This is a genomic window from Lactivibrio alcoholicus (assembly GCF_055390895.1).
The window spans coordinates 615,500-637,372 of sequence record NZ_AP042471.1 but is presented as its reverse complement, the minus strand read 5'-3'; the positions used below and the strand labels follow the sequence as shown (position 1 = coordinate 637,372).

The window sequence follows — 21,873 nt, the reverse complement described above, 5'->3', positions numbered from 1 at the left end:
CGAGAAAACATTCAATTCGGGGAGGTCGCGCGCGATGCGAATCTATACCATCGGGTTCACGAAGAAGAACGCGGAGCAGTTCTTCACGCTCCTCAGGCGTCCGGGGATCGTCCGGGTCGTCGATGTGAGGCTCAACAACGTGTCCCAGCTCGCGGGGTTCACGAAGAAAGACGACCTGCGCTTCTTCCTCCGCGAGATCTGCGGCGTAGGGTACCTCTACGCCCCGCAGCTCGCCCCGACGCAGGAGATCATGGACGCGTTCAGGAAGGGCGGCTGTCCGTGGGACGCGTACGCGCGGCGCTACAGGGACCTGATCGCGGCGCGTTCCATCGAAACGCTGTTCGACAGGGAGACGCTCGACGGTGCGTGCCTCCTGTGCAGCGAAGCCTCGCCGGACGAGTGTCACCGCCGTCTCGCGGCCGAGTATTTCCGAGAGACGTGGGGAGACGTCGCGATCGAACATCTATAGGAGACAGCCTCCCTCACTTCTCGGAAACCCTTTCCGGACTTGCGCAATATACCATTATGGGGTATATTGCGTCCAGACTCGGAAAACGGAGGGATTTCGATGGAATTGAGGATCAACGCGACCGATCGTGCGTGGGAACGACTTCTCAAAATGAAGGAGGCCAGGGTGGTTCCGACCGTTCTCGGGAGCGGGTGATGCGCCCGCAATGCCGTCCTCGTCGAGGAAGGCAGACCGGATTCGACCGACGGATATCTCAGGATCGGGCAGGATGGTTTTGTCCTGTGGATTCCTCCATTCGTCCGCGTGAACGGGAGTTCCGTCGATATCACGCTCCGGGGTATTCTCTGGACGTCGTATCTCGAGGTGGAAAACGCGGAGATCGCGGCGCACGAGACCGCTCCCTCCGCATAGTCAGGTTGCGAGAAAGCGCGGGACGGGCAGACCCTTTAAGGGCCTTCCCGTCCCGTTTTGCAATGTGCCGGCGATGAGGCGAAAAATACGATGTCGCGCAGGTTCAGTCGCCGAATAATCAGTCGTCGCCGAATATACCGGCATCCTCCGCCAGTTCCCAGAGCCGTTCCGGCTCTGCGGGATATTTCGTCTCCAGCCACGCGCCGTATCGCCGGGAGAAATCGGGACTTTTGGGCGTCGCGAGGTAGTCGAGCAATGCGGATCTGAAGGGCTTCGGAAACGTCGTCACCCTGATCGCGCGAAGCATGTGCCGTTCGTCGTCGATCCCGAGCACGAAGAGTCTGGGCGTCTCTCGCCATGAACGCAGACGCGCCGTCCACTCCGCAGAGGGATAGACCGTCGGATCGAATGCGATCCTGAACGTCGAAGAGGGAAAGAACGTCACGAGACCGAGGAAAAACGGCCCTTCACGGACGAATCCGGCACGCATCTCGGCCTTGCGGAGAATCGTCGCTTCGACGAGCGTCATATCCCTGATGTCGATCGTCAGATGGGGGATGTATTCGCCATCTTCGTCGAGGAGCTGCTCGAACACGACGGATTCCTCCTGGTCGGATGGCCTGAGAAAATACGGTGAGAATGTTTCGTCCTGAAAGACGGGCATTTGGAACCTCCTTTTCCTGGAGAATGTTCACCTGTCATCGATATATGACGACCTTCCGCATATCGACGGAAAGTTATGTCCGACCGCCGGCGCGATCGAAGGCCGGCAAAATGGACATGTAATACCGAAGCGACACTATGAGAACTTTATGCACAAAATTCGCGAATTGCGAGGCCTAAGATACCATACGGAGTCAATTTTGTAGAGGAGGGAAAAGCGAAGAAAACGAATGAAATATCATTCATGGATCGCGACTTCCCGCTTCGGAATATCCACGGGAGGAGGGGAAAGGGCTACGGGACGCGGGCGAGTGCGTCCGCAAGTTCCTCAAACGCGTCGATATTCGCGGCGGATTCCCGAAACCGTCGCGCCGTCTCCGACGGCCAGAGCCGATATTGTTCCCGAACGTAATCCCGATACCCGGTTTTCCGTTCCGCCCGGGCGATGAGCCATCTTTTGCTGAACGCTTCGGCGAGTCCGGAAGCCGGCCAGTCGTAAAAACAGGGGGATTCGGCTTCGCCGTTCAGAAAACGGATCGCATCGCGCCCCAGCGGCGCGGCGAAAATCTCCCGGTGAATTCCGTGATAGATGAGATCGGACGAAAGGCCGATCTGCGAGAGACATTTGCGTATTACTTCGCGTTTGTTCCGGAACCCTGTTCCCCATGCGATGTTTTTCGCGGTGGGTTCACAGTATTTCTCGACGAAGGCGCGCATACTGTCGTATATTCCGTTCGAAAAGTGAAACTCTCCGGATCCTTTCGTGAAGCCGAGGCTCGTCCAGTAGTGTTGTCCGCCGATTCTGATGCGGTTGTATACGGAAGACCGGCCGAGGGCCGAAGTCGTCGTGACCAGCGCGAGGTAGGGAGCCCGGGTATCCTGCCTGATCAGAGATTTCGAGCCTTCATATTTTCCGCGGAAGGCGCTTCGTACCTCGTTGCTGCAAACAAGCATCGCCACGAGTTTTCCGCACATCAGAAAGGAATAGGGCGGCACCGCGCCGAGGACGAAAGCGTCCATTACGTGATAGAGCCTCCGCGCTTTGGTTTCCTTTCCCCATCCGATCCAGCCGTCGCGCGCCTGCAGGGAAAACACCGGATCCCCCAAACCGAACAGACCGATCAGCTTGCCGTTGTTCTCGTCGAATACGAGAAACCGAAGTCTTCTTCCGTATCCCGAAGAAACCGGAATGCTCCAGTGAAGGGATGCGTAGCGGAACAGCAGTTCGTATTCGGAGCGGGGTGTTACGAGGACGAGCTTCGGGCGTATTGCAGACGGATTGATCTCGTTTCCGTCGGCTATGTATCGGATCAGCCGGTCTTCGTGCGAACGGATGCCCGGGGCCGCCGTTTCGATCTTTTTCTGGACGGCAAGCGCGTTCAGAGCACGAAAGTCGTCCTTGGTGGGGCTTTCAAACATTCGTACCAGGCCGTTCCGGATCGTATATCCCTGTCTGAGCAGGGACTGAATGACGGCAGCCTTCAGGAAATCGGTCGACGCGGTATCCATTGTCTCCTGTCCGGGGATCTGATGCCTGAGCGCCAATGAGCGACTCTTGCACGCATGATAGGAAAAGGCTATTCTCTCCGGTAAAGGATACCACGTAATATGATTATTAAGAAATACGAAAGGAAGAAAGCGAAATAATCCTGAAGGACCGGATGTATCGCCCCAAGACCCGCAAAATACCATGTGCGGGTCTTGGGGCGATACATAGGCACTGAACGAGGATGGGTGAGTTCTTGACCCGACTATAGCTTTATAGTTTATGGTAGCGACCCATAAAGCTATAGAAGGGTCGTGGAACGCGTGATCAACAGAAACTTTACCGTGCTTTGGCTGGGAAAGACTATATCTCAGTTAGGCGACAAGTTTTACGCTATAGCACTCGCGTGGTGGATTTTGCAGAAGACTCACTCGCCATCTGTAATGGGATTTTTTTTGCTGGCGTCAGTGCTTCCTGGTATACTTCTCGGTTTTTTTGCCGGTGCGCTGGCTGACCGCTGGAAGAGGAAAACGATGTTGGTTGCGACCGACATTATCCGAGGCTGCCTCGTATTGGCCATATCGTGTCTGTCAATGAGCGATGCGCTCGAAATCTGGCATGTTTTTGCCATCGGGTTGGGTTTGTCCTTGGTAACGGCTTTTTTTGACCCGGCCATACAGGCGATCATTCCGGAGATAGTCGAAAAGGAAAAACTGATTAAAGCAAATGGCATGAACCAGATGGTTGATGGTGTCTGTACAGTAGCTGGGCCTCTGTTAGGTGGTTTGGCTGCGAGCGGTTTTGGTCTGACATGGGTTTTTTTCGCCAACAGTGCCTCGTATTTTGTCTCTGCTCTTCTGGCTTGCTCTATAAAAATCAACAAAGCTTCCCGAACTCTTGGGGAAAAGAGAAGCGTCTGGCAAGATATGCGTGATGGGATTTGCTTTATAAAGAAACAAAAGCGAATCGTTTTTGTTCTGAAAATTATTGCTTTAACGCATTTTTTTGTAGGGAACTTATCGGTTTTATTGCCGTTTTTGGCAAATGGGTTGACGGGGACTGGAGTGAATAACCTTGGTTCTCTTGAGGCGATGCTAGGGATAGGACTGGTTACCGCATCAGTGCTCATGAGCCTGAAAAAGAAAACTTGCACAGATGAACGGTCATTGGTTTTATTTGTCATGGGGGTTGGATTTTGTTTTGTAGCGATAAGTTTTTTGCAGTTTCTAAGAATACGGACAGTCTGTGCGTATATGTTGATCATGATTGCGATCGGTGTCTGTATTGCTTTTGCGGCGGTATTTTGGCATTCATTGCTGCAAAATTTAACGCCAAGTCGGATGATGGGAAGGGTGTTTAGTGTATCTACATTGGTTGGCAATACATCGCTTCCGCTTGCTTACGGTATATTTGGTATTTTATTAAACTCAAGTTCTGTGTTTTTATTGACGGCTGTGAGTGGGGTATGTTTGGTAGGCTTAAGTGTGTTTTATATTTTTAAAATAAGAAAAGACTTAGAGTCTTGGTGACAGTATTATTGGCAAGGGTAAAATGATCGTAACGGAGAAGTACGCCGCAAGCGGATTACCCCCGCCGTTCCTTCGGGAGCTTTTCAGAACGATGTGGCATCCGCAAGCGGGTACCGTCTTCCGAGCGCTGCGTACTTTCCCTTTCCGAGTTCGTGATACGGAAGCGTCTCATGGCCGATCGCCGTCGGGAGCTCTTCGCGGACGAAGCGCCGGATCGCGTCGATATTCGAAGGCGCATCCGTGCAGCCGGGGACGACCGGCGTACGCACGAGCAGGGGAACTCCAGCCCGCGAAAGCTTCCGTGCGTTCTCGAGGATGACGTCGTTCGACATTCCCGTGAGACGCCGGTGGATTTCCGGGTCCATGTGCTTGATGTCGAACAGGACGAGATCGACGTGGGCGGTCGCACCTGCCGCTTCGTCCCATGGGAAAGCCCCGCACGTCTCGACGACGACTCCGATTCCGGCCGAGGCGCACAGGGCGGCGCACGATGCGAGGAAGGCGGACTGCAGGAACGGTTCTCCTCCCGAAAACGTCATACCCCCTCCCGATCTTCTGTAGAATGGCGCATCCTGAAGGATGGTCGAAAACAGATCGTCGGGAGAGGTTGGCGTTCCGAAGAGACTCCGCGCCCCGTTCGGGCACGCGGGAACACATTCCCCGCAGCCGGTGCACGAGGTGCGTTCGGTGATGCCTCCGTTCCTTGCCGGAAGGGCGAGCGATCGGGCGCAGGACGAGACGCAGGCGCCGCACGCCGTGCAGCGTTCGGGAAAGACGCCGATTTCCGGAAGAGTGTTTTGCGACTCCGGATTGCAGCACCACGCGCACCGAAGCGGACATCCCTTGAGGAATGCGACCGTCCTGATCCCCGGACCGTCGTGAAGTGACCATCGCTGGATATCGAAGACGAGCCCGAGGGGAGATGGAATCTCAGGAGAGCCGGTGCGTATGCCGCGCGATGATGGCATCCTGAACGTCCTTCGAGAGGACCACGAAGCGAGTGCTGTACCCCGCGACGCGGACGAGGAGGTCACCGTGTCGTTCGGGATGTTCCTGCGCGTCCCGCAGCGTTTCGGCGTCGACGACGTTGAACTGGACGTGAAAAGCCCCGAGATCGAAGTACCCGCGAATCAGAGCCGCGAGGTTGCCGAGATCTCGCTCCGATTCGAGCGTTTCGGGCGACAGTTTGATGTTCAGGAGCGTCCCGCCGCCGTGGCTTTCGTGGTTGACCCTTGAGACCGATCGCATCGCGGCCGTTGGCCCGTGAGTATCTGTTCCGGCGTGCGGAGAGAGTCCTTCCGTGAGAGGTTCTCCGGCTTTCCGTCCGTCGGGTGTCGCGCCGACGACGGCTCCCATCGGAATGTAGTTCGAAATTCCCATGAACGCCGACGTGAACGGCTTGCCCCAGAAATCCCTGTCCGAGGCGACCTCATTATGGTAGAAGTCGGTTATTTCGCGCGCGAGCGCGTCGACTTCCTCGTCGTCGTTCCCATACTTCGGCGTCGCGAGCGCCCGTGCCCGAAGGGACTCACAGCCGTTCCAATCGGAGGCGAGCGCGTCGAGAAGCTCCCGCATGGCGACGTGGTCCTTTCCGAAGACGAGTTTCCGGATGGCCTCGAGGGAATTGGCTGCGTCCGCGGCGCCGATGTCGGTCAGTACCGCTCCGATCGTGTAGCGCGCGCCGCCTTCCGAGAGATCGACGCCCTTTTCGACGCATCCTCCGACGAGCGACGAGAGAAACGGACGCGGCGTCGTATCCGCGTGAACCTTCTGCGCGAGTGTCGTGACGACCTTGGCCTGCCGGATCAGATGCGACAGCTGCGCGAAGAATGCCTCCTTCACGCGCCCGAACGTCTCGAACGAGGCGGCGTCTCCCGTCGGGAGGCCGAGCCTCGCTCCCGTTTTTCGGTGAACTCCGTCGTTGAGCGCGAACTCGAGCGCCGCGCCGAGATTGACATTCGCGGCCGCCGTCCATTCGCCGACCTTCCGGTTGTGCGGGACGACGCAGCCGCAGTTGTTCCAGTCGCGCGCGTCTTCGGGCGCGAGTCCCGACGCGAGGAGCATGGCCTCTCCCGTCCGATCGTTGTGGATGGCCGGAAATCCCGTCCCCAGGCGGACGAGGCGACATACGGCCCGCAGGAACGGTTCGGGCGTTCCGTTGTGGATGCGGACGCTGAGTCCCGGCTGAGGCAGGCGGACGTGGGCCGTCGCCGCGAGACACATGTACGACACATCGTTGACGCCGTCGGAACCGTCGCGCTTTCGTCCGCCGATCGTGAGATTCTGGAACGAGTTGTACCCCGCGAAGTACTGCGCGGTGTTCGAGGATATCGCCCAGACCCATTCGGAAAGCTTGATCCAGAGGCAGTCGACGAGCTCCTGCGCCTGCTCCCCCGAAAGACGTCTGGCCGCGATGTCGGCGAGGAGGAAGGGCTCCATGTAGCGGTCGAAGCGACCGAGATTCAGGGCGAGGGAGTTCTCCGAGAGAATGCACCCCATCTGGACGAACCAGACCATCTGGATTGCTTCGCGGAATGTTTGCGGCGAAAATTCCGGAACGCGGCGGCACGTCCCGGCGATTTCGAGAAGCTCCGTCCTGCGGGAAGGGACCGGTTCCAGGTCGGCGAGGCGTTCCGCCTTTTCCGCGTATCTCCGGCCGAGTTCGATGATTCCGTACGCGGTCTCGCGGACGGCCCGCAGGAAGTTCCGCCGGTCGAGGTCCGCTGGGACGAGCGGGTCAAGCGTCGATTCCCGTTCGGTCGCATCGGCGGTGATCCCGGAGAATCCCTTTGCGAAGACGATATCCTCGTAGTCGGGCGTGATTTCGCCGACGCCGCTGCGCCACTTCATGTCGTTGTCCACGATGCCGGTGTCCACGGCCACGGCTGCCGTTTCGTCCGGGATCTGCGCGAGAAACGCGTCTTCGAGAGTCCGCCCCTTCCACGCCGGGAAGACGCGTTCCCTCAGGAGAGTCCTTTCGCGTTCGCCGACGCGGTAGGGATCCTGTTTTCTGGTCGCGAAGGAATCGAGTTCGCCGTCGACCCATCGCCACGACATCTCGGGACAGATGCAGCCGGAGCGCCGGTGGATGCCGACGCTTCCGACGACGAGTTCGTCGTCGAAGATAGTCACGGGGAGCCTGCGGCACACGTCCCGGAATGCCCTGGCCCGTGCCACGACGAGCGGGTCGCCCCGGTTGTCCGCGATGGATTCCGTGAAGATTCGCGCGCGTTCGGCGCAAATCGTCGGCGCCGCCGTCGTGAAGGCTGCGCGCAACCGGCCGACGCGGTCGGTCGGTTGCCCGAAATCCCGTTCCGCGAGTGTTGCCTGTCTGTCCATTCAGTTGATCCTCCCCTCAGTTTTTCGTTTCGTGTTCCCTGAGATATTCCGCGAGACGGTTTCTCGCGTTCATCAGATGCAGCTCGAGAATCGCGAGGGCGCGTTCTGTCTTCTCGTTTCTGCAGGCGTCGAGTAGGTCGCGGTGTTCGCGCTGCGAGTCGGGCTGACGGTTCATGTCGCCGATGTACAGGCGCAGGTAGCGGTAGACGTTCGCGTGCATTTCGCCGATCATGGAGACCAGGTGCGGGAAGTCCGACGGCGCGTAGAGCAGGGAATGGAAACGCCAGTTCAGGTCGGACCACACGTCCGGGTCACTTTCGCGATCCGAGAGGTTGAGGACGTATTCGGCCTCGAGCAGGACGCGTGCGGTCATTTTGGGCATGGCGGTCTTCAGTGCGCCGGTTTCGAGGAAGAGGCGGATCGCGAAAATTTCTTCGGCCTCGGCGACCGAGAGGCTGGAAACCACGGCGCCCCTGTGCGGGTAGAGCGTGATAAGCCCTCCGGACGCGAGACTGCGGATCGCCTCGCGGACAGGGATGTGACTCACGCCGAGCTGTTCCGCGAGCTCGTTCTGCCGGAGCGTCGCCCCGGGGGCAAGGACCGATTTGAGAATCGCGGTCCGGAGGACGGAAAGCACGAACTCCTGTGTCGACATCGAACGGCGCAGTTCCTCGGACGCAAGATCGCGGATCTTCATATTTTTCACCTCGAGTTTATTTTATATATTTATATATTTCAGTCAAGAGGCCAAAAAAAACCGGCTTCGCGCACTCCCGCGAGAAGCCGGTCCGGGACTGCTATCGGTTATAGAGCGAAGCCGCAAGGGTTTCGACGAATGCCTCGAGTCCTTTTGCATCCTCCGCGTCGAAACGCCCCGGAAGAGGGCTGTCGATGTCGAGGACGCCCGCGAGGCGGTCGCCGGAAAAGATCGGAACGACGATTTCCGATGCCGAGGCTCCGTCGCACGTGATGTGTCCGGGGTAGATGTGGACGTCCGGAACGACCTCTGTCGAGCGCTTCGCGGCAGCGGTTCCGCAGACCCCCCTGCCGACCGGGATGCGCGTGCACGCGGGCTTGCCCTGAAAGGGCCCGAGGAGGAGTTCGTCTCCCTTGAGGAGGTAAAACCCGACCCAGTTGATATCCTTCATCTGGTGCCCGAGGAGCGCGGCGGCGTTGGCCAGATTGGCCGTCCCGTCGGTTTCGCCGGCGAGAAGTCCCTCGAGAAGGTGCGTCACGGTCCTGTAGAATACAGCTTTGTCGTCCGTTTCGATTCGATTCGCGCGGTACATGGACTCCCCTCCCTGTTTCGAGTGGCGTAACGGGTCCGGTTTCTCATCGCCGGACCTGTCCGCGTGCGAAAGAAAACCAGATTCCTGAAACACAGAAGATTCCGGCGATCGCGTAGGAAAGCCGCAGCGCTGACATGAACGGCGCGGACGTTTCCGCCGAGACGGCCGCCGTTCCGAGAAAGACCGTAAATGCGAGCGCGACGACGGCCATGCTGAGCATCTGCCCCATCAGGCGCATGCTCGAGATGCACGCGGAAGCCATGCCGTACCTGTCGGAATCGACGGCTCCCATGATCGCGCTCATGTTCGGGGACGAGAAGAGGCCGAAACCGGCGCCGAGCAGCAGGAGTGCGAAGGCGACGACGACGTTCGGCGACGCGACGTCCAGAGACGCGAGCATGAAGAGTCCGATCGCCGTGAGTCCCATTCCGAGCGTCGCCGGAACCCGGGGCTCCACGCGGTCAGACAGCCTGCCTGCGATCGGCGAGATGATCGCCTGGAGCGCCGGCTGAATGACGAGAAGCAGGCCTGCGCCCTGCGGCGTCATTGCGCGGATCGTCTGCAGGTAGAGGCTCAGCAGGAACGCGACCGAAAAGGTCGCGCTGTAGTTGATGAGCGCCGCGAGGCTCGAGAAGGCGAAGATCCTGTTTCCGACGAACAGCCGTACGTCGAAGACGGGTTGTTCGAGCCGGAGCTGCCGCCTCGCGAACAGCCCGAGGAGGAGAACTCCGACGACACAGAAGATGGCGCCCCGGACCTCCGCAAGAATCGGCGCTCCGGTCATGAGACACAGCAGCGCTGCTCCGTACAGGAAGCTCCCGAGGATATCGAGCCTGTCGTCCGGGGTTCCCTTCCATTCCCCCTCGAGCCGGGCGACGAGAAGGAACGAGAGGATTCCGACGAGCGCGTTCGCGAAGAAAATGCTTCGCCATCCGGCGATGGACGAAAGAACTCCCCCGATGAACGGGCCGGCGGAGGCTCCGATGTAAACGGCCGCAGTGTTGATGCCGATCGCCCTTCCCCGTTCTGACGGAGGGAAGACCGACGTCAGGATCGCCGTGCCGTTCGTGACCATGAAGGCCCCTCCCGCCCCCTGGATGGCGCGCATGACGAGAAGCATCGTCATGGAGACCGAGCATCCGGCGCCGATCGTGGCTCCCGTGAAGACGAGGATCCCGAGGGCGAAGCATTTCTTCTGCCCGTAAATATCGGCGAGTTTCCCGGCAGGAACGAGAAGGACGGCGGTCGCGAGGAGATATATGGAGGAAACCCGGCTCAGGAGCACGGCTCCCGACGGAAACGCGTTCTGGATCGCCGGAAGGATGATGTTCGTCCCGGAGATCATGAACGGCGAGAGAAACGCTGTGATGGCGGACGCGATGATAACGGCGCGTCTCGTGCCGGGTGACGATTCTGACATTCGGTGTCGCTCCAGTATTCCAGTGTCCGGGTCCGGATACGTATTCTGCTCGAAACGGAGGGAACGGTCAAGGACGAAAAAACGGACGTATCGCCGGAAGAGGTAAAAGGACCGGCGCTTTCGGCTTCGTTATGGCGTATCATTGACACGGAAAAAACGATGGAGGAGGGATGGATGTGACGACAGTGTTTCGGGGCGGCGCCCCGGCGGAACATGGAACTGTCGCGACGCGGATCCTGGAAGGGCCGCTCGGCCCGATGCGCGCGGCTGCCGTCAGGGAGGGGATCTGTTTTCTGGATTTCGAGGATCCCGGGAACGCCGAACGGATCGGACGCGACATCGCCGCGACATTCGGAATCCCGTCGGAGGGGATGGATAATATTCATCTGGCGACGCTTGCGGGGGAACTCGACTCGTATTTTGCCGGAAAACTCCGCGGATTTTCCCTGCCGCTCGTCGTCTCCGGGACGCCCTTCCAGGAAAAGGTCTGGAATGCGCTCGTCCGCATCCCGTACGGAGAAACGCGGACGTATGCGGACATCGCCGCCGCGATCGGCAATCCCGCCGGATGCCGCGCGGTCGGGAACGCGAACGGCCGCAACCGTATCGTGATCCTGATCCCGTGCCACCGGGTCGTCGCCGCGGGGGGAGGACTCGGGGGCTACGGAGGCGGCCTGCGCCGGAAACGCTTTCTGCTCGACATCGAGCGGATGCGGGATTGACGAAAGAAAGGGTGAAACGCGATGTCGAAAGTTGTTGCCGAATTGGTTGTGGTTCCGCTCGGTACGGGAAATCCGAGCCTGAGCGCGTACGTCGCCGGGGTCGAGAAGGTTTTGGCGACGTTCGATCTGAAGACGATGCTCACTCCGATGGGGACCGTCCTCGAAGGGGATATCGACGAGGTTCTTCGCGCGGTCCGCGCGGTGCACGAGGTGCCGTTTCAGGCCGGGGCGATGCGTGTTTCGACGACGGTCAAGATCGACGAGCGGCGTGACAGGGAGTTGTCGATGGAGGGCAAGGTTCGTGCCGTGAAGGAGAAGCTCGAAAAAGCGTAAGTGCTTCGTGATAAAGTGACGTTTATTTCGGAAATGTGCGCAATATTTGCGGGTTTTGCGAGGTCTTTGACGAAATTCCCGCCTTTTTTCTGGCGTTTCCTCGGGCTTCGTGATATGATTATCATAAAAGTCGCTCCCCCCGAGAAGAGGGAGTATGTGCACGGCATGAGCAAAAACTTCAGGAGGTGTATGTTTCATGTCAGTGGTTAAGCGTACTTCGTCGAACGTTCTCCTTGACACCGCACTCAAGAATTTCTATGCGGCAGCGGAAGAAATGGGTCTCGAAGACGGGCTGATCGAGATTCTCAGCCACTCCGAGAGAAAGACCGCGGTCTCCATTCCCGTCGAAATGGATGACGGGACCGTCAAGGTTTTCGACGGATATCGCGTGATGCACAATACGTCGATCGGTCCGGCCAAGGGTGGCGTCCGTTTCCACCCCGAGGTGTGCCTTGACGAGTGCGAAGCCCTCGCAATGATGATGACCTGGAAGTGCTCCCTCTCCGGAATCCCCTACGGCGGCGGCAAAGGCGGCGTCTGCTGCGAACCCCTCGAACTCTCCAAGAAGGAAAAAGAGCGCATCTGCCGGACATGGGCCGCGCGCATGGAACCTGTCGTCGGCGCGATGACCGACGTTCCCGCGCCGGATGTCAACACCGGCGGCCCCGAGATGGTGTGGTTCATGGATACCATCAGTAAGATGCGCAACCGCCTCGAGCCGGCGATCTTCACCGGCAAGCCCATTCCGTTGTGGGGCTCAAAGGGCCGCACCGCGGCGACCGGTTACGGCGTCGCGACCTGCGCCATCGAGCTTCTCAAGAATCTGAGCGTCGACGTTTCCAAGTCGACCGTCGCGATCCAGGGATTCGGCAATGTAGGAACCTACGCGGCGCTGACGATGGTCAACGCAGGCGCGAAGGTCGTCGCGATCAGCGACATCACCGGAACCTACTACGCGAAGGACGGTCTCGACGTCAAGAAGGCGTTCGACCATGTGACCAACCATCCGAAGCGTCTCCTCGAAGGATTCACCTGCCCCGGCTGCCAGAAGCTCGACCTTCCGGAAGTCCTGTACGTCGACTGCACCGTGCTCATTCCCGCGGCGCTCGAGGGAGTCATCAACGGCAAGAACGCGGACAAGGTCAAGGCGAAGTACATCGTCGAAGCCGCCAACGGCCCCGTGACTCCCGAAGGCGACGCGATCCTCGACAAGAAGGGTGTCATCGTCGTTCCCGATTTCCTCGCCAACTCCGGCGGCGTCATCGGATCCTACTTCGAGTGGTGCCAGGATCTCGGCGGATTCTTCTGGACCGAGGAAGAGTACAACGAACGCCTTATCAGGATCATGCGCGACAACTTCCAGCGTGTGTGGGCGTACGCGAAGGACAAGAACATCAAGATGCGGCGCGCCGCGTTCATGGCGGCCATCCAGCGCGTGGCCGACGCCGCCCGCATGCGGGGGATCTTCCTCTAAACCCGGATTCGGGATCCGGATACGCCGCGCAGACGAAGGGGGCGCTCCCACGTGGGAGCGCCCCCTTTTGTGCGTTTTCGCATGCGGGTGGTGAAGCCTCGGAAGGCTGGACTTCAGATTTCGAGCGTGCAGGCGGGTGACTCCGCGAGGACGACGCCGATCTCCTTGTCGCCGTCGAGGTGGACCGAGAAATCGCCGACATAGTGACGGACCGCGGGATGGTTCTTGATCGCGTGCGGGGTTCCGTCGAACCACCGGCGGTTGAAGACGTTCCCCTCGATGCCGTCGAAGACTGGCAGGTAGAGGATTCCGTCGACGTCGAGATCGAGAAAGAAGTGCGTCCCGTAGGAGAGCTCGGGCATATAGTCGCTCGCGGTGATCCCCACTTCGATGAGGCAGCCGCAGTGGCAGATCTCGTTGTAGCGGACGGGAACGCCGAGTTTCGGGTTCGTGCTGCCCCAGCGCCCCGGACCGACGAGGATATAGTTCGTTCCGGAGAGGCGTTCGTTGATGCGTCCGATTTCCCGCGCAACCTCGTAGAACGTCGTATCCTTCCCGTAGAGCGACGGGTCCACGAAGACGATATGCTCCACGTGTTCGAGACGCCCGTTGGAAACCATCCGGTTGCCGCGCAGGAGCGTGCGGTCTCCCGCGTCCGTCGGGATGCGCACTTTGGCCATCTCCTCGTACGCCGCGAGCGGGCGGAGCTGGAGGACGGTGAGTTTCTGGTCTCCCGTGTCGTACGTGAATTCCATGTCCGCGGGGCGTCCCATCTGCTCTTCGAGAAACGCCGCAAGTTCCCTGAGCAGCGAGAAGAACTTCGGGCATCGCTTCGGGAAGGCGGAGAAGGAGAAGATGGGGAATCCGTTTCGGAGCTGATCCGATCCGGCCCAGTAGAGGTCGTTGTCCGCGTAGATTTCGATGAATGCGGACGCAAGCGGATGTTCCCTCATGATGTAGGGGAGAAAATCCGAAAGCGCGCCGGACATGAACGAGCCCGACTGCCGGTCGAGATAGTCGAACTCGCTCTGGCTCGTCATGGCGATGTCGGCGGGAAGATTCCCCTGCGGACGGAGCGACGGATGCGACAGGTACGCGACCGTCGCTTTCAGGCGATCGACGGTCCGCGTACCGAGACCGAAGCAGAAGCGGACAACTCCGTCTTCCTTCCGGATTCGGGTGCTCGGGCGGCGGTAGACCTTCGAGAAGGCCGTTCCTGCGATCTCCGGATAATAGAGGCATCCGTGGGACTTTCCCATGACGGGCTGAATGACGACGGCCATCGACTCGTCGTCGTCAGTGAGGGTGTGCTTTTTCCGGTACGCACGGGCGGCCGGATTGTAGAGGGATGCCCAGACGTTCCGGATCGCCGAGAAGAGTCCTTCGAGGCGTTCTTCCCGCGTTCCGATGTTCGCCGAGAAGAATGTGCCGTATTTCCCGGCGAACGAGAGCTTCGTCGAATCCTCGAGGATCGAACTCGACCGGATCGCGAGCGGGACGTCGCCGATATTGTCGAGAATGATCGCGAGCTCCGAGAGGAACGCGTCGCGGACCGTCCCTTTCGCGAACGCTTCCTGCATTGCGCCGTAGATGAGTTCCCCGGCTTCTTCCCCGGATTCCGGCGCGTTCGAAAGAGCCCGGCCGAGGACGTCGCGGATGCCGTTATCTTCCATGAATTCGGAGAAGATTTCCGTCGTGATGACGTAGTTGATGTCGGGAAGCACGACGGAGGGTTCGAGATCGCTTCCGGTAATCACCGTGTAGGCGAATGCGAGCCCACGCGCCTTGCCGCCGACATCTCCGTCCCCCACGAGTCGGTTGAAGCTCCTGAAGACCGGTTTGGGGTCGAAATCCTTGAAGCTCATGCGCGTCGCTTCCGGAGAGTCGGGTGTCGGGTGTCAGGGAACGATGCGGTAGATCGTGCGCGGCCAGGGGCTGGCCTCGCGGATGTGCTGCAATCCGCAGATCCAGGCCACGACGCGTTCGATTCCCATTCCGAATCCGCTGTGGACGAACGTCCCGTACCGACGCAGGTCGAGGTACCAGTCGTACGACGCCTCGGGGAGTCCCTGTTCCCGGATCCGCGAAAGGAGCCTGTCGTAGTCGTCCTCGCGCTGGGAACCGCCGATGACCTCGCCGTATCCTTCCGGCGCGAGCATGTCGTCGCAGAGGATGAGGTCGGGGTTGTCCGGATGCTGTTTCATGTAGAAGGCCTTGACCTTTTTCGGGTAGCATTCGACGAAGACCGGTTTGTCGAATTGCTGCGTGAGGATGGTTTCGTCCTCGTTGCCGAGATCGTCGCCGTAGGGGGTCGCGCTTCCGAGCCTGTGGAGCATGTCGATGGCTTCGCCGTACTGAATGTGGTAGAACGGAGGAACGATCTTCTCGAGCTTCGCGACGTCCCGCTCGAGAGTTTCGAGTTCCCTGCGACAGTTCGCCAGGACTTCCTTTACGATGTGCGAGACGAGGCGCTCCTGAAGATCCATATTCCGGACGTGGTCGTAGAACGCGACCTCGGGTTCGATCATCCAGAATTCGGTCAGGTGGCGCCGCGTCTTCGATTTCTCGGCGCGGAACGTGGGGCCGAAGCAGTAAACCTTGCCGAGCGCGGCGGCGGCGGCCTCCGCGTAGAGCTGCCCCGTCTGTGCCAGGTAGGCCTTCTGCGTCTCGAAATAGTCGAGTTCGAAGAGTCCGGACGCGCCTTCGCCGATGGAACCTGTCAGGATCGGGCTGTCGACGAGCGTGTAGCCGTCGTTGTGGAGGTATTCCCGCGCCGACCAGATCACGCGGTCCCGGATCCGCAGGATCGCGACCTGGCGGTTGCTTCTGAGCCACAGGTGCCGCTGGTCGAGAAGGAAATCGATCCCGTGTTCTTTCTTGCCGATGGGGTACTCGCGGTCGGGATTCTGGATCACGTCGAGCCCCGTGACCGTCAGTTCTATGCCGGACGGAGCCCGCGAATCCTCGCGCGGGATTCCCCGGACGCGGACCGACGCCTCGATCCAGAGCCCTTTCGCCGCGTCGAAATCGGCTTCGGGAACTTCGTTTTTCACCATGACGCCCTGGACCGTACCGGATCCGTCACGGAGCTGCAGAAAGTGGATTTTGCCGGAGCTGCGCATATTGTACAGCCACCCCTGGACCAGGACTTCCCGGCCCGTATGGGATGCCAGATCGGAAATGGAAACCCAAGGTGCGGACATGAGATATCGACCTCCGTATATATGGAGAGTGAATATGACAATATGATACACTAAACCGGATCATATTCCAGCTGAAGGAGCGGACATGGCCGCATACCCGAGAATCGTCATCGCAGATGAACGTCGTTCCGGAGTGGTTCCTCCGTCGGTCGTGCTCGTCGCGGCCCTGAAGCATATGGGCTGGCCGCTTCGCCTGTTCCATATCGGGGCGGATGAATCTGCCATGAGGCTTCTGAAGCTCGTGACATGCTCCGACGTGACGCTGTTCGACCCGTTCCTGCTTTCGTCGACGCGACTCCTGAAGACGCTGTTCGAAGTCGCGGCGTCGCCCGACTGCATCAATATCCTCGTCGCTCCCCTCGGCTCGCGTCGCGGCGACGATCCGTTCATCGTCCTGCCGGCGGCGGCCGACGTCGCCCGGACGCTCGAGTGCCCCATGATTCCCGTCATTTACGCCGACTCGTCGGCGATCATCGCGGCGCGCACCCTCGACGCCGCCCTGCAGGGCATCCGGTCTTCAGGCCCGGATCCGTGCGCCGGGGTGCTGTACGCCTCGGTGCTGAACCCCAGGGAATACCAGCTCCTGGAAACGGAAGCCGGACGAAGGACACCGCTTCTCCATCTCGGGTATCTCCCGCAGTTCCTCGAACGGAAAGCGCCTTCGCTGCTCGAACTCTGCCTTCCCGGCGCGCCCGGGTCGGCACTTCAGATCCGCATGGCGGCCGCGCAGCTCTCGGGGATGATGGACCAGGTGGAATGGGGGGCGTTCGAAGCCTTCGCGAAGCTCGCGCCCGGCTGGACCGCGCAGCCCGATATCGGGGCGCGGAAGGCGGCCGGGACGGACGTCGCGATCTTCACGGACGAAGCTCTCGGGTGCGAGGGGAACAACGCCCGACTGCTGTTCGAATACTTCGGCTGCCGGGTGACGGAGGTCCCGCTGCGTTCCGGGGGGTTCCCGGGCGGGAGCGGAGCGATCTACATTCCGCACGGTCCCGCCTTTCCGTGCGCGGACATGATCCTCGGCAACGAGAATATCCGTCATGGACTCGCATCGGCAATCCGGGGGCGAAGGCAGCTTTTCGTCAACGGCGGAGCCTCGATCCTTTTCGGAGAGACGATCTCCGTTCTCGGGAAGGATCCGCTCCCTGGAGTTGGAGCCGGGGCCTATGCGGGGTTCCTGACGATGCCCGAAGACAGGATCCGGAAAGTCGACGTTCTTTCGAGACGTGACGGAATCTTCTTCGAAAAGGGAGCGAAGGCGAGGGGGTATCTGCCTGAATACCTCCGCGTCGCTCCCAGGGGAACCGTCGGCGGAGCGCAGTGGTCGCTCCAGGACCCCGCAAGGAATGTCGAACTCGGCGAGTCGGGCTGGGAAACGGGCTACACGGTGCTGAACCCGGCGTATCTGGAGCTGTGGAGCTGCCCTGATGCGACGCTCCGCTGGCTGACACTCCGAAAATCGTAGACGCCTTTGACGAAAGGGGCATATCGGGATGGCTGACAGACTCGAGGAGGTCGTCGCGGAACTGACGGCCGGGGATCCGGAAAGGGAATCTCTCTGGTGGAAGGGCTCGTGGATCCGCAGGAGAGAACTCCTGTCCCTGACGGAAAGAGGCGCGGATCGGCTTTCTGCGGCGGGGTTTCGCGAGGGCGACCGACTGGTTACCCTGTTACCCAACTCTCCGGCGATGATGGCGCTTTCCCTCGCCTGCTGGAAGCTGCGCGGGGCGGTGGTTCCCCTGAACCTCCAGGCCGGAGTCCAGTCGGTGACGCGGGGCGTCGATCGCGTCGATCCGTTCGCGGTGGTCATTCCCGATATCCCGGGAATTTCCCGGTCGCACTACGAATCCCTGCCGGTTCCGGTCGTCCGCGCGTCGCTTGAGGGAGGCCTTCCGTTGTTCGCGGGGAGGAGATGTGCCCCGGAACCTCCCGCCGATCCCGACATCGCGGTGATCTTCGCGACGTCGGGGACGACCGGAGTTGCGAAGGCCGTTCCTCTGACCCACGGAAACCTGCTCTCGAACGTTCGCGCCGCGGAGGAACATTACGTCGCGTTCGACCGCAGGACGGAGGTCGTTCTCGACGTCCTTCCGAACTTCCACGCGCTCGGGTACTCGACGAGCGGTCTCCTCGCGCTGCTTACGGGATCGAGGCTCGTCCTCGTCCCGAATTTCATGCCCCCTGAGAACACGCTCGGTGTCATGCGCGAAACGGGCGTTACCTTCCTCGTCGGCGTTCCGGCCATGATCCATCTGCTGCTTTCGGCCGTCGGCCGCGGCGCGGAGGCGCCAAAGACGCTGCGTTCCGTCATCAGCGGAGGCGACCGCTTCCCGACGGCGCTCGACGAGCGCGTCGAACGCGTCTTCGGACTCGGCGTGACGGAAGGGTACGGTCTGACGGAGTGTTCGCCGGTCGTCGCCGTGAACCGGAGCGTCTCGGAGCGGAAACTGGGGACCGTCGGGACGCTTCTTCCGGGGTTCGAATGCAGGATACGCGACACGTCGGGGGCTGATCTTCCGTCGGGACGCGAGGGAGTGCTCTGGCTCCGCGGCCCGTCGGTCGCGAAAGGGTATTTCAGAACCCCGGAACTGACTGAGGGGAAATTTTCCGGAGGATGGTTCGAAACGGGAGATATCGCCCGCGTCGACGACGAAGGCTATATCTCGATCATCGACAGGGCGACGGACATCATCATCGTCGGAGGGTTCAACGTCCATCCCCAGGAGGTCGAGGAGGTCCTCTGCGCCCATCCGGGCGTCAGGGAGGCTGCCGTCATCGGCGTGCCGCACAGCGTCAGCGGGCAGATCGTCAAGGCGTTCGTGGTTCCCGCGGACGGAGGCGTCACGCAGAAGGAACTCCACGCGTATTGCAAGGACCAGCTCGCCCACTACAAGATTCCGCGCAGCTTCGAGTTCGTGGGGGAGCTGCCGAAATCCGAACTCGGGAAGGTGCTGAGGCGGGCACTCCGCGAACGCCGGAGCGCCTGACGCTGAGGGGAGCGCCGTCTTCAGGAAAGGAGCGCGTCGAGTCCCTCTTCGACCGTGTCGAAACGGAGCGGGGCATCGGTCAGGATGTCTCCGACAGCGACGAACGTTCCCTTGCCGAAGGCTGCAAGCGCGGCGCGATCGCTTGCGGCGTCCCCGAAGTAGAGGGGGTGGCTTCCGCCGAGAACGTTCCCGAGGATGCGGAATCCTTCCGGGGACGGTTTGAAGACGCCGGAATCCGCCGTGACGGTCCGCTCCCCGGGCAGCCCCTCCCAGTGCAGCGTCCGCAGCGCGAGCACGAGTTCGGAATCAGGGCGGCCCGTGTAGATTCCCGAGGGGAGCGGCAGCGTCGACCAGTGCCGCTTCAGCATCGGAGCTTCGTCCCGCCAGTATCCCCGGGCTCCGGGAGCGTGCCGTGGCGTTCGCCCCCGGATGCGCAGGAGTTCTTCCTCTCCGAAGTACAGTTCCTCGCAGAGTTCCCTGACGGCCTCCCGATCGACGCGTGGACCGGATGATTCCTGCACCCATCCGGCAATGTCGATTCCCGCGAAGTGCGAGAGCGCGTCCCTCCACATTTCGGGCGACGGAAGGGCGTCGGCAAGCGTCTCCCCTCGCCCGGCGGCGGCGCTCAGGAACGCCCACGCGATGTCGTAATCGTCGTTGAACCCCGGATGGTGTTTCGTGACGCGGAAGTGCTCCATCGTGAATCCCCCGCCGGTTGATTCTCCGCCGAGGAATACGCGGAACCCCGTGGCGATCGCGTCCCGGATCACCATCGGGTACGAGCGGCTCGTATCCACAAGCACGCCATCGACATCGAACACGATCATATCCCATTCCGGACGGGGCACGTCTCATTCCCCCCTGCTTGTCTTCCCTGCGCGCCGATTATACAGTATGGGCAGATCCATACGAAAAGGGGAGTCATTTCATGTTGGAGATACCGCTGGATCCCGATTCCCGCGTTCCTCTGTACCTTCAGATCGCGGAGCACATCGAACGTCTCGTCGAAAGCGGGGCGCTCGCGCCCGGAGCGAGGCTTCCGAGCAGCAGGGAGCTCTCTTCCATCCTCGGCGTGAGCCGCATGACCGTCTCCCTCGCCTACGACACGCTCGAAGACCGGCTCAGAATCCGTAAGCGGGGACGCAGCGGGGCGTTCGTCACGGGATGCGGGGCGTCGGAGCCCCTCATATCTTCGTCGGGGGAAGGTCAATATGACATGGATTCGGGAATTCCTTCGTCCGACCTGGTCCCAGTAGACGCTCTCGCGTCTCTTGCCCGGAAGGCCATCCTCGAACGCGGGGCGTCCTCCCTCCAGATGACTCCGCCGCAGGGAATCGACGAACTCCGGTTTCTGCTCGTCAAGCACGCCGTTTCCCGCGGAATCCCCGCGCAATGGAACAACATCCTGGTGACGTCGGGCGGACGACAGGGGCTCTATATCGCGGCCGCGGCCCTTTCGACCGTCGGAGTCGGCAAGATGTGGATGGAAGAGCTGACGTATCCTGATGCCTGGGGTATCGCGAACGGCGCCGGGATGACCGTCCACGCGCTGCCTTCGGGTGGCGGCCACCTCTGGGAACTTCCAGGCACTCTCGGTCCATGCGATGTCCTGTACCTCGTTCCGAGCTTCCAGAATCCGACGGGGCGCACGATTCCGATGGATGTTCGCCGGAAAATCCTGGACGAGAGCCTCAGGAGAGGGTTCTTCATCATCGAGGATGACGCGTATGGAGAACTCCGCTTCGGGGAGACGAGCGTCCCCGCCCTCGCCGCGATGGAGGGGGCCGAGCGCGTCCTGTACCTCGGTTCGTTCAGTCAGGTTCTCTTTCCGGGACTGCGGATCGGATATTCCCTCGTTCCGACCTCGCTGGTCCCGCACGTTCTGGCGGCGCTCGCAACCCATTCCGGGCCCGTGTCGACGCCCGTACAGCTCATGACGGCGTCGTTCATCGCGTCCGGAGGGCTCGAACGGGCGCTTTCGGACGTCCGGCAGTCGATGCAGGCCCGGATGAGGTCTCTTTCGGAAGCACTCGACAGATATATGCCTGAATATCGCTTCGACGTCCCGGGCGGAGGAATCTACCTGTGGCTTCCGACGAACGGACGAAAGGGCGACGAAGCCGCCCGCGCCGCCGGGAACGAGGGCGTTCTGGTCTCTCCCGGGAGGGCGTTCCACCTGTCCGGAATCGATCCCCTTGCGGTACGCCTGTCGATCAGTTCTGTTCCGGCCGTGCGGATGGGCGACGCGGTCCGCAGACTGCGCGCCGCATGGGAGACATCAGGTCACTCTTTGTCTCGCTGACGAATCTCTTCATCGACCGAACACAAAAAACGATGCCAGAGCCAGAGGGCGGCTGCGGCGCAGACAGTTCCTCCAACGAGTCCGATTGCGATGAGATCGGGACGTCCCCGTCCGACGAGGTATCCTCCGACTCCGGCAACGGCATGTCCGTAGAATCCGAGTGTGGCGATTGAAAGAATGAGAACCGTGAAACGCATGCGATCATCCTTTCATGAAATGCTATCTTGTGTAACGGAACGAAATGTG

The 21,873-nt window shown here is 60.7% G+C and carries 19 protein-coding genes; 8 read left to right on the top strand and 11 right to left on the bottom strand.

Annotated elements, in window-relative coordinates; translation table 11 throughout:
• Positions 1–34 precede the first annotated feature (34 nt).
• Positions 35–469 carry a DUF488 domain-containing protein gene (locus ACZ5IU_RS03220; protein ID WP_464420455.1) on the top strand — a complete coding sequence of 145 codons (435 nt, stop codon included), beginning with the start codon at positions 35–37 and terminating at the stop codon, positions 467–469.
• Between the two features lie 529 nt (positions 470–998).
• Here ACZ5IU_RS03220 and ACZ5IU_RS03215 read toward each other — a convergent pair.
• Both ACZ5IU_RS03215 and ACZ5IU_RS03210 read right to left on the bottom strand, forming a co-directional pair.
• Positions 999–1,475, bottom strand: coding sequence for a hypothetical protein (locus ACZ5IU_RS03215; protein WP_464420453.1), 477 nt, complete (start codon positions 1,473–1,475; stop codon positions 999–1,001).
• A gap of 362 nt (positions 1,476–1,837) precedes the next feature.
• Positions 1,838–3,052: a Druantia anti-phage system protein DruA gene (locus tag ACZ5IU_RS03210; protein WP_464420451.1), complete on the bottom strand. Its 1,215-nt coding sequence runs from the start codon at positions 3,050–3,052 to the stop codon at positions 1,838–1,840.
• Positions 3,053–3,343: 291 nt separating this feature from the next.
• Here ACZ5IU_RS03210 and ACZ5IU_RS03205 point away from each other — a divergent pair, with 291 nt between their 5' ends.
• Positions 3,344–4,558, top strand: coding sequence for an MFS transporter (locus ACZ5IU_RS03205; protein WP_464420449.1), 1,215 nt, complete (start codon positions 3,344–3,346; stop codon positions 4,556–4,558).
• Between the two features lie 83 nt (positions 4,559–4,641).
• Here ACZ5IU_RS03205 and ACZ5IU_RS03200 read toward each other — a convergent pair whose 3' ends face one another.
• The 5 genes from ACZ5IU_RS03200 to ACZ5IU_RS03180 all read right to left on the bottom strand — a co-directional run bounded on the left by ACZ5IU_RS03200 (position 4,642) and on the right by ACZ5IU_RS03180 (position 10,606).
• The gene (locus ACZ5IU_RS03200; RefSeq protein WP_464420447.1) at positions 4,642–5,526 is read right to left on the bottom strand and encodes a glycyl-radical enzyme activating protein; all 885 of its coding nucleotides are present in this window, start codon (positions 5,524–5,526) and stop codon (positions 4,642–4,644) included.
• On the bottom strand, positions 5,489–7,897 hold the full coding sequence (locus ACZ5IU_RS03195; protein WP_464420445.1) for a glycyl radical protein: 2,409 nt from the start codon (positions 7,895–7,897) through the stop codon (positions 5,489–5,491). The genes ACZ5IU_RS03200 and ACZ5IU_RS03195 overlap by 38 nt, the downstream gene beginning before the upstream one ends.
• A gap of 16 nt (positions 7,898–7,913) precedes the next feature.
• A complete protein-coding gene (locus tag ACZ5IU_RS03190; protein ID WP_464420443.1) occupies positions 7,914–8,594 on the bottom strand; it encodes a GntR family transcriptional regulator in 681 nt (226 codons plus the stop codon).
• A 100-nt stretch (positions 8,595–8,694) separates the two neighbouring features.
• Entirely contained in the window at positions 8,695–9,186 is a 492-nt protein-coding gene (locus ACZ5IU_RS03185) for a GAF domain-containing protein (protein ID WP_464420441.1), read from the bottom strand.
• A gap of 43 nt (positions 9,187–9,229) precedes the next feature.
• Positions 9,230–10,606: an MFS transporter gene (locus ACZ5IU_RS03180; RefSeq protein WP_464420439.1), complete on the bottom strand. Its 1,377-nt coding sequence runs from the start codon at positions 10,604–10,606 to the stop codon at positions 9,230–9,232.
• A 176-nt stretch (positions 10,607–10,782) separates the two neighbouring features.
• Between ACZ5IU_RS03180 and ACZ5IU_RS03175 the strand changes: the two genes are divergently transcribed.
• From ACZ5IU_RS03175 to ACZ5IU_RS03165, 3 genes are all read left to right on the top strand, one after another.
• Entirely contained in the window at positions 10,783–11,328 is a 546-nt protein-coding gene (locus ACZ5IU_RS03175) for a methylated-DNA--[protein]-cysteine S-methyltransferase (RefSeq protein WP_464420437.1), read from the top strand.
• A 21-nt stretch (positions 11,329–11,349) separates the two neighbouring features.
• Entirely contained in the window at positions 11,350–11,661 is a 312-nt protein-coding gene (locus ACZ5IU_RS03170; protein ID WP_464420435.1) for an MTH1187 family thiamine-binding protein, read from the top strand.
• Positions 11,662–11,857: 196 nt separating this feature from the next.
• Positions 11,858–13,135: a Glu/Leu/Phe/Val family dehydrogenase gene (locus ACZ5IU_RS03165; RefSeq protein ID WP_464420433.1), complete on the top strand. Its 1,278-nt coding sequence runs from the start codon at positions 11,858–11,860 to the stop codon at positions 13,133–13,135.
• A gap of 113 nt (positions 13,136–13,248) precedes the next feature.
• Here ACZ5IU_RS03165 and ACZ5IU_RS03160 read toward each other — a convergent pair whose 3' ends face one another.
• Together ACZ5IU_RS03160 and asnS are read right to left on the bottom strand one after the other, a co-directional pair.
• Positions 13,249–15,000: a PEP/pyruvate-binding domain-containing protein gene (locus tag ACZ5IU_RS03160; RefSeq protein ID WP_464420431.1), complete on the bottom strand. Its 1,752-nt coding sequence runs from the start codon at positions 14,998–15,000 to the stop codon at positions 13,249–13,251.
• Between the two features lie 33 nt (positions 15,001–15,033).
• Positions 15,034–16,338, bottom strand: a complete 1,305-nt coding sequence (gene asnS, locus ACZ5IU_RS03155) for an asparagine--tRNA ligase (protein WP_464420429.1) — start codon at positions 16,336–16,338, stop codon at positions 15,034–15,036.
• Between the two features lie 85 nt (positions 16,339–16,423).
• Here asnS and ACZ5IU_RS03150 point away from each other — a divergent pair, with 85 nt between their 5' ends.
• A complete protein-coding gene (locus ACZ5IU_RS03150) occupies positions 16,424–17,803 on the top strand; it encodes a hypothetical protein (RefSeq protein WP_464420427.1) in 1,380 nt (459 codons plus the stop codon).
• A 28-nt stretch (positions 17,804–17,831) separates the two neighbouring features.
• The gene (locus ACZ5IU_RS03145) at positions 17,832–19,325 is read left to right on the top strand and encodes an AMP-binding protein (protein ID WP_464420425.1); all 1,494 of its coding nucleotides are present in this window, start codon (positions 17,832–17,834) and stop codon (positions 19,323–19,325) included.
• A 20-nt stretch (positions 19,326–19,345) separates the two neighbouring features.
• Here the strand turns inward: ACZ5IU_RS03145 and ACZ5IU_RS03140 are convergent, their stop codons facing one another.
• A complete protein-coding gene (locus ACZ5IU_RS03140) occupies positions 19,346–20,173 on the bottom strand; it encodes an HAD family hydrolase (protein ID WP_464420423.1) in 828 nt (275 codons plus the stop codon).
• A gap of 80 nt (positions 20,174–20,253) precedes the next feature.
• On the opposite strand from ACZ5IU_RS03140, the gene ACZ5IU_RS03135 reads away from it, so the two are divergent.
• Positions 20,254–21,627 (top strand): aminotransferase-like domain-containing protein, encoded by a 1,374-nt coding sequence (locus ACZ5IU_RS03135; RefSeq protein ID WP_464420421.1) that lies wholly within the window; start codon positions 20,254–20,256, stop codon positions 21,625–21,627.
• Here the strand turns inward: ACZ5IU_RS03135 and ACZ5IU_RS03130 are convergent.
• On the bottom strand, positions 21,609–21,824 hold the full coding sequence (locus ACZ5IU_RS03130) for a hypothetical protein (RefSeq protein WP_464420419.1): 216 nt from the start codon (positions 21,822–21,824) through the stop codon (positions 21,609–21,611). The two genes, ACZ5IU_RS03135 and ACZ5IU_RS03130, sit on opposite strands and share 19 nt — an antisense overlap.
• Between the last annotated feature and the right edge of the window lie 49 nt (positions 21,825–21,873).

Excerpts from the sequence above, each read along its gene's own strand:
- ACZ5IU_RS03220 (WP_464420455.1), top strand. The coding sequence starts at position 35 with ATGCGAATCTATACCATCGGGTTCACGAAGAAGAACGCGGAGCAGTTC.
- ACZ5IU_RS03210 (WP_464420451.1), bottom strand. The coding sequence starts at position 3,052 with ATGGATACCGCGTCGACCGATTTCCTGAAGGCTGCCGTCATTCAGTCC.
- ACZ5IU_RS03200 (WP_464420447.1), bottom strand. The coding sequence starts at position 5,526 with ATGCCATCATCGCGCGGCATACGCACCGGCTCTCCTGAGATTCCATCT.
- ACZ5IU_RS03195 (WP_464420445.1), bottom strand. The coding sequence starts at position 7,897 with ATGGACAGACAGGCAACACTCGCGGAACGGGATTTCGGGCAACCGACC.
- ACZ5IU_RS03190 (WP_464420443.1), bottom strand. The coding sequence starts at position 8,594 with ATGAAGATCCGCGATCTTGCGTCCGAGGAACTGCGCCGTTCGATGTCG.
- ACZ5IU_RS03185 (WP_464420441.1), bottom strand. The coding sequence starts at position 9,186 with ATGTACCGCGCGAATCGAATCGAAACGGACGACAAAGCTGTATTCTAC.
- ACZ5IU_RS03180 (WP_464420439.1), bottom strand. The coding sequence starts at position 10,606 with ATGTCAGAATCGTCACCCGGCACGAGACGCGCCGTTATCATCGCGTCC.
- ACZ5IU_RS03170 (WP_464420435.1), top strand. The coding sequence starts at position 11,350 with ATGTCGAAAGTTGTTGCCGAATTGGTTGTGGTTCCGCTCGGTACGGGA.
- ACZ5IU_RS03165 (WP_464420433.1), top strand. The coding sequence starts at position 11,858 with ATGTCAGTGGTTAAGCGTACTTCGTCGAACGTTCTCCTTGACACCGCA.
- ACZ5IU_RS03160 (WP_464420431.1), bottom strand. The coding sequence starts at position 15,000 with ATGAGCTTCAAGGATTTCGACCCCAAACCGGTCTTCAGGAGCTTCAAC.
- asnS (WP_464420429.1), bottom strand. The coding sequence starts at position 16,338 with ATGTCCGCACCTTGGGTTTCCATTTCCGATCTGGCATCCCATACGGGC.
- ACZ5IU_RS03150 (WP_464420427.1), top strand. The coding sequence starts at position 16,424 with ATGGCCGCATACCCGAGAATCGTCATCGCAGATGAACGTCGTTCCGGA.
- ACZ5IU_RS03145 (WP_464420425.1), top strand. The coding sequence starts at position 17,832 with ATGGCTGACAGACTCGAGGAGGTCGTCGCGGAACTGACGGCCGGGGAT.
- ACZ5IU_RS03135 (WP_464420421.1), top strand. The coding sequence starts at position 20,254 with ATGTTGGAGATACCGCTGGATCCCGATTCCCGCGTTCCTCTGTACCTT.
- ACZ5IU_RS03130 (WP_464420419.1), bottom strand. The coding sequence starts at position 21,824 with ATGCGTTTCACGGTTCTCATTCTTTCAATCGCCACACTCGGATTCTAC.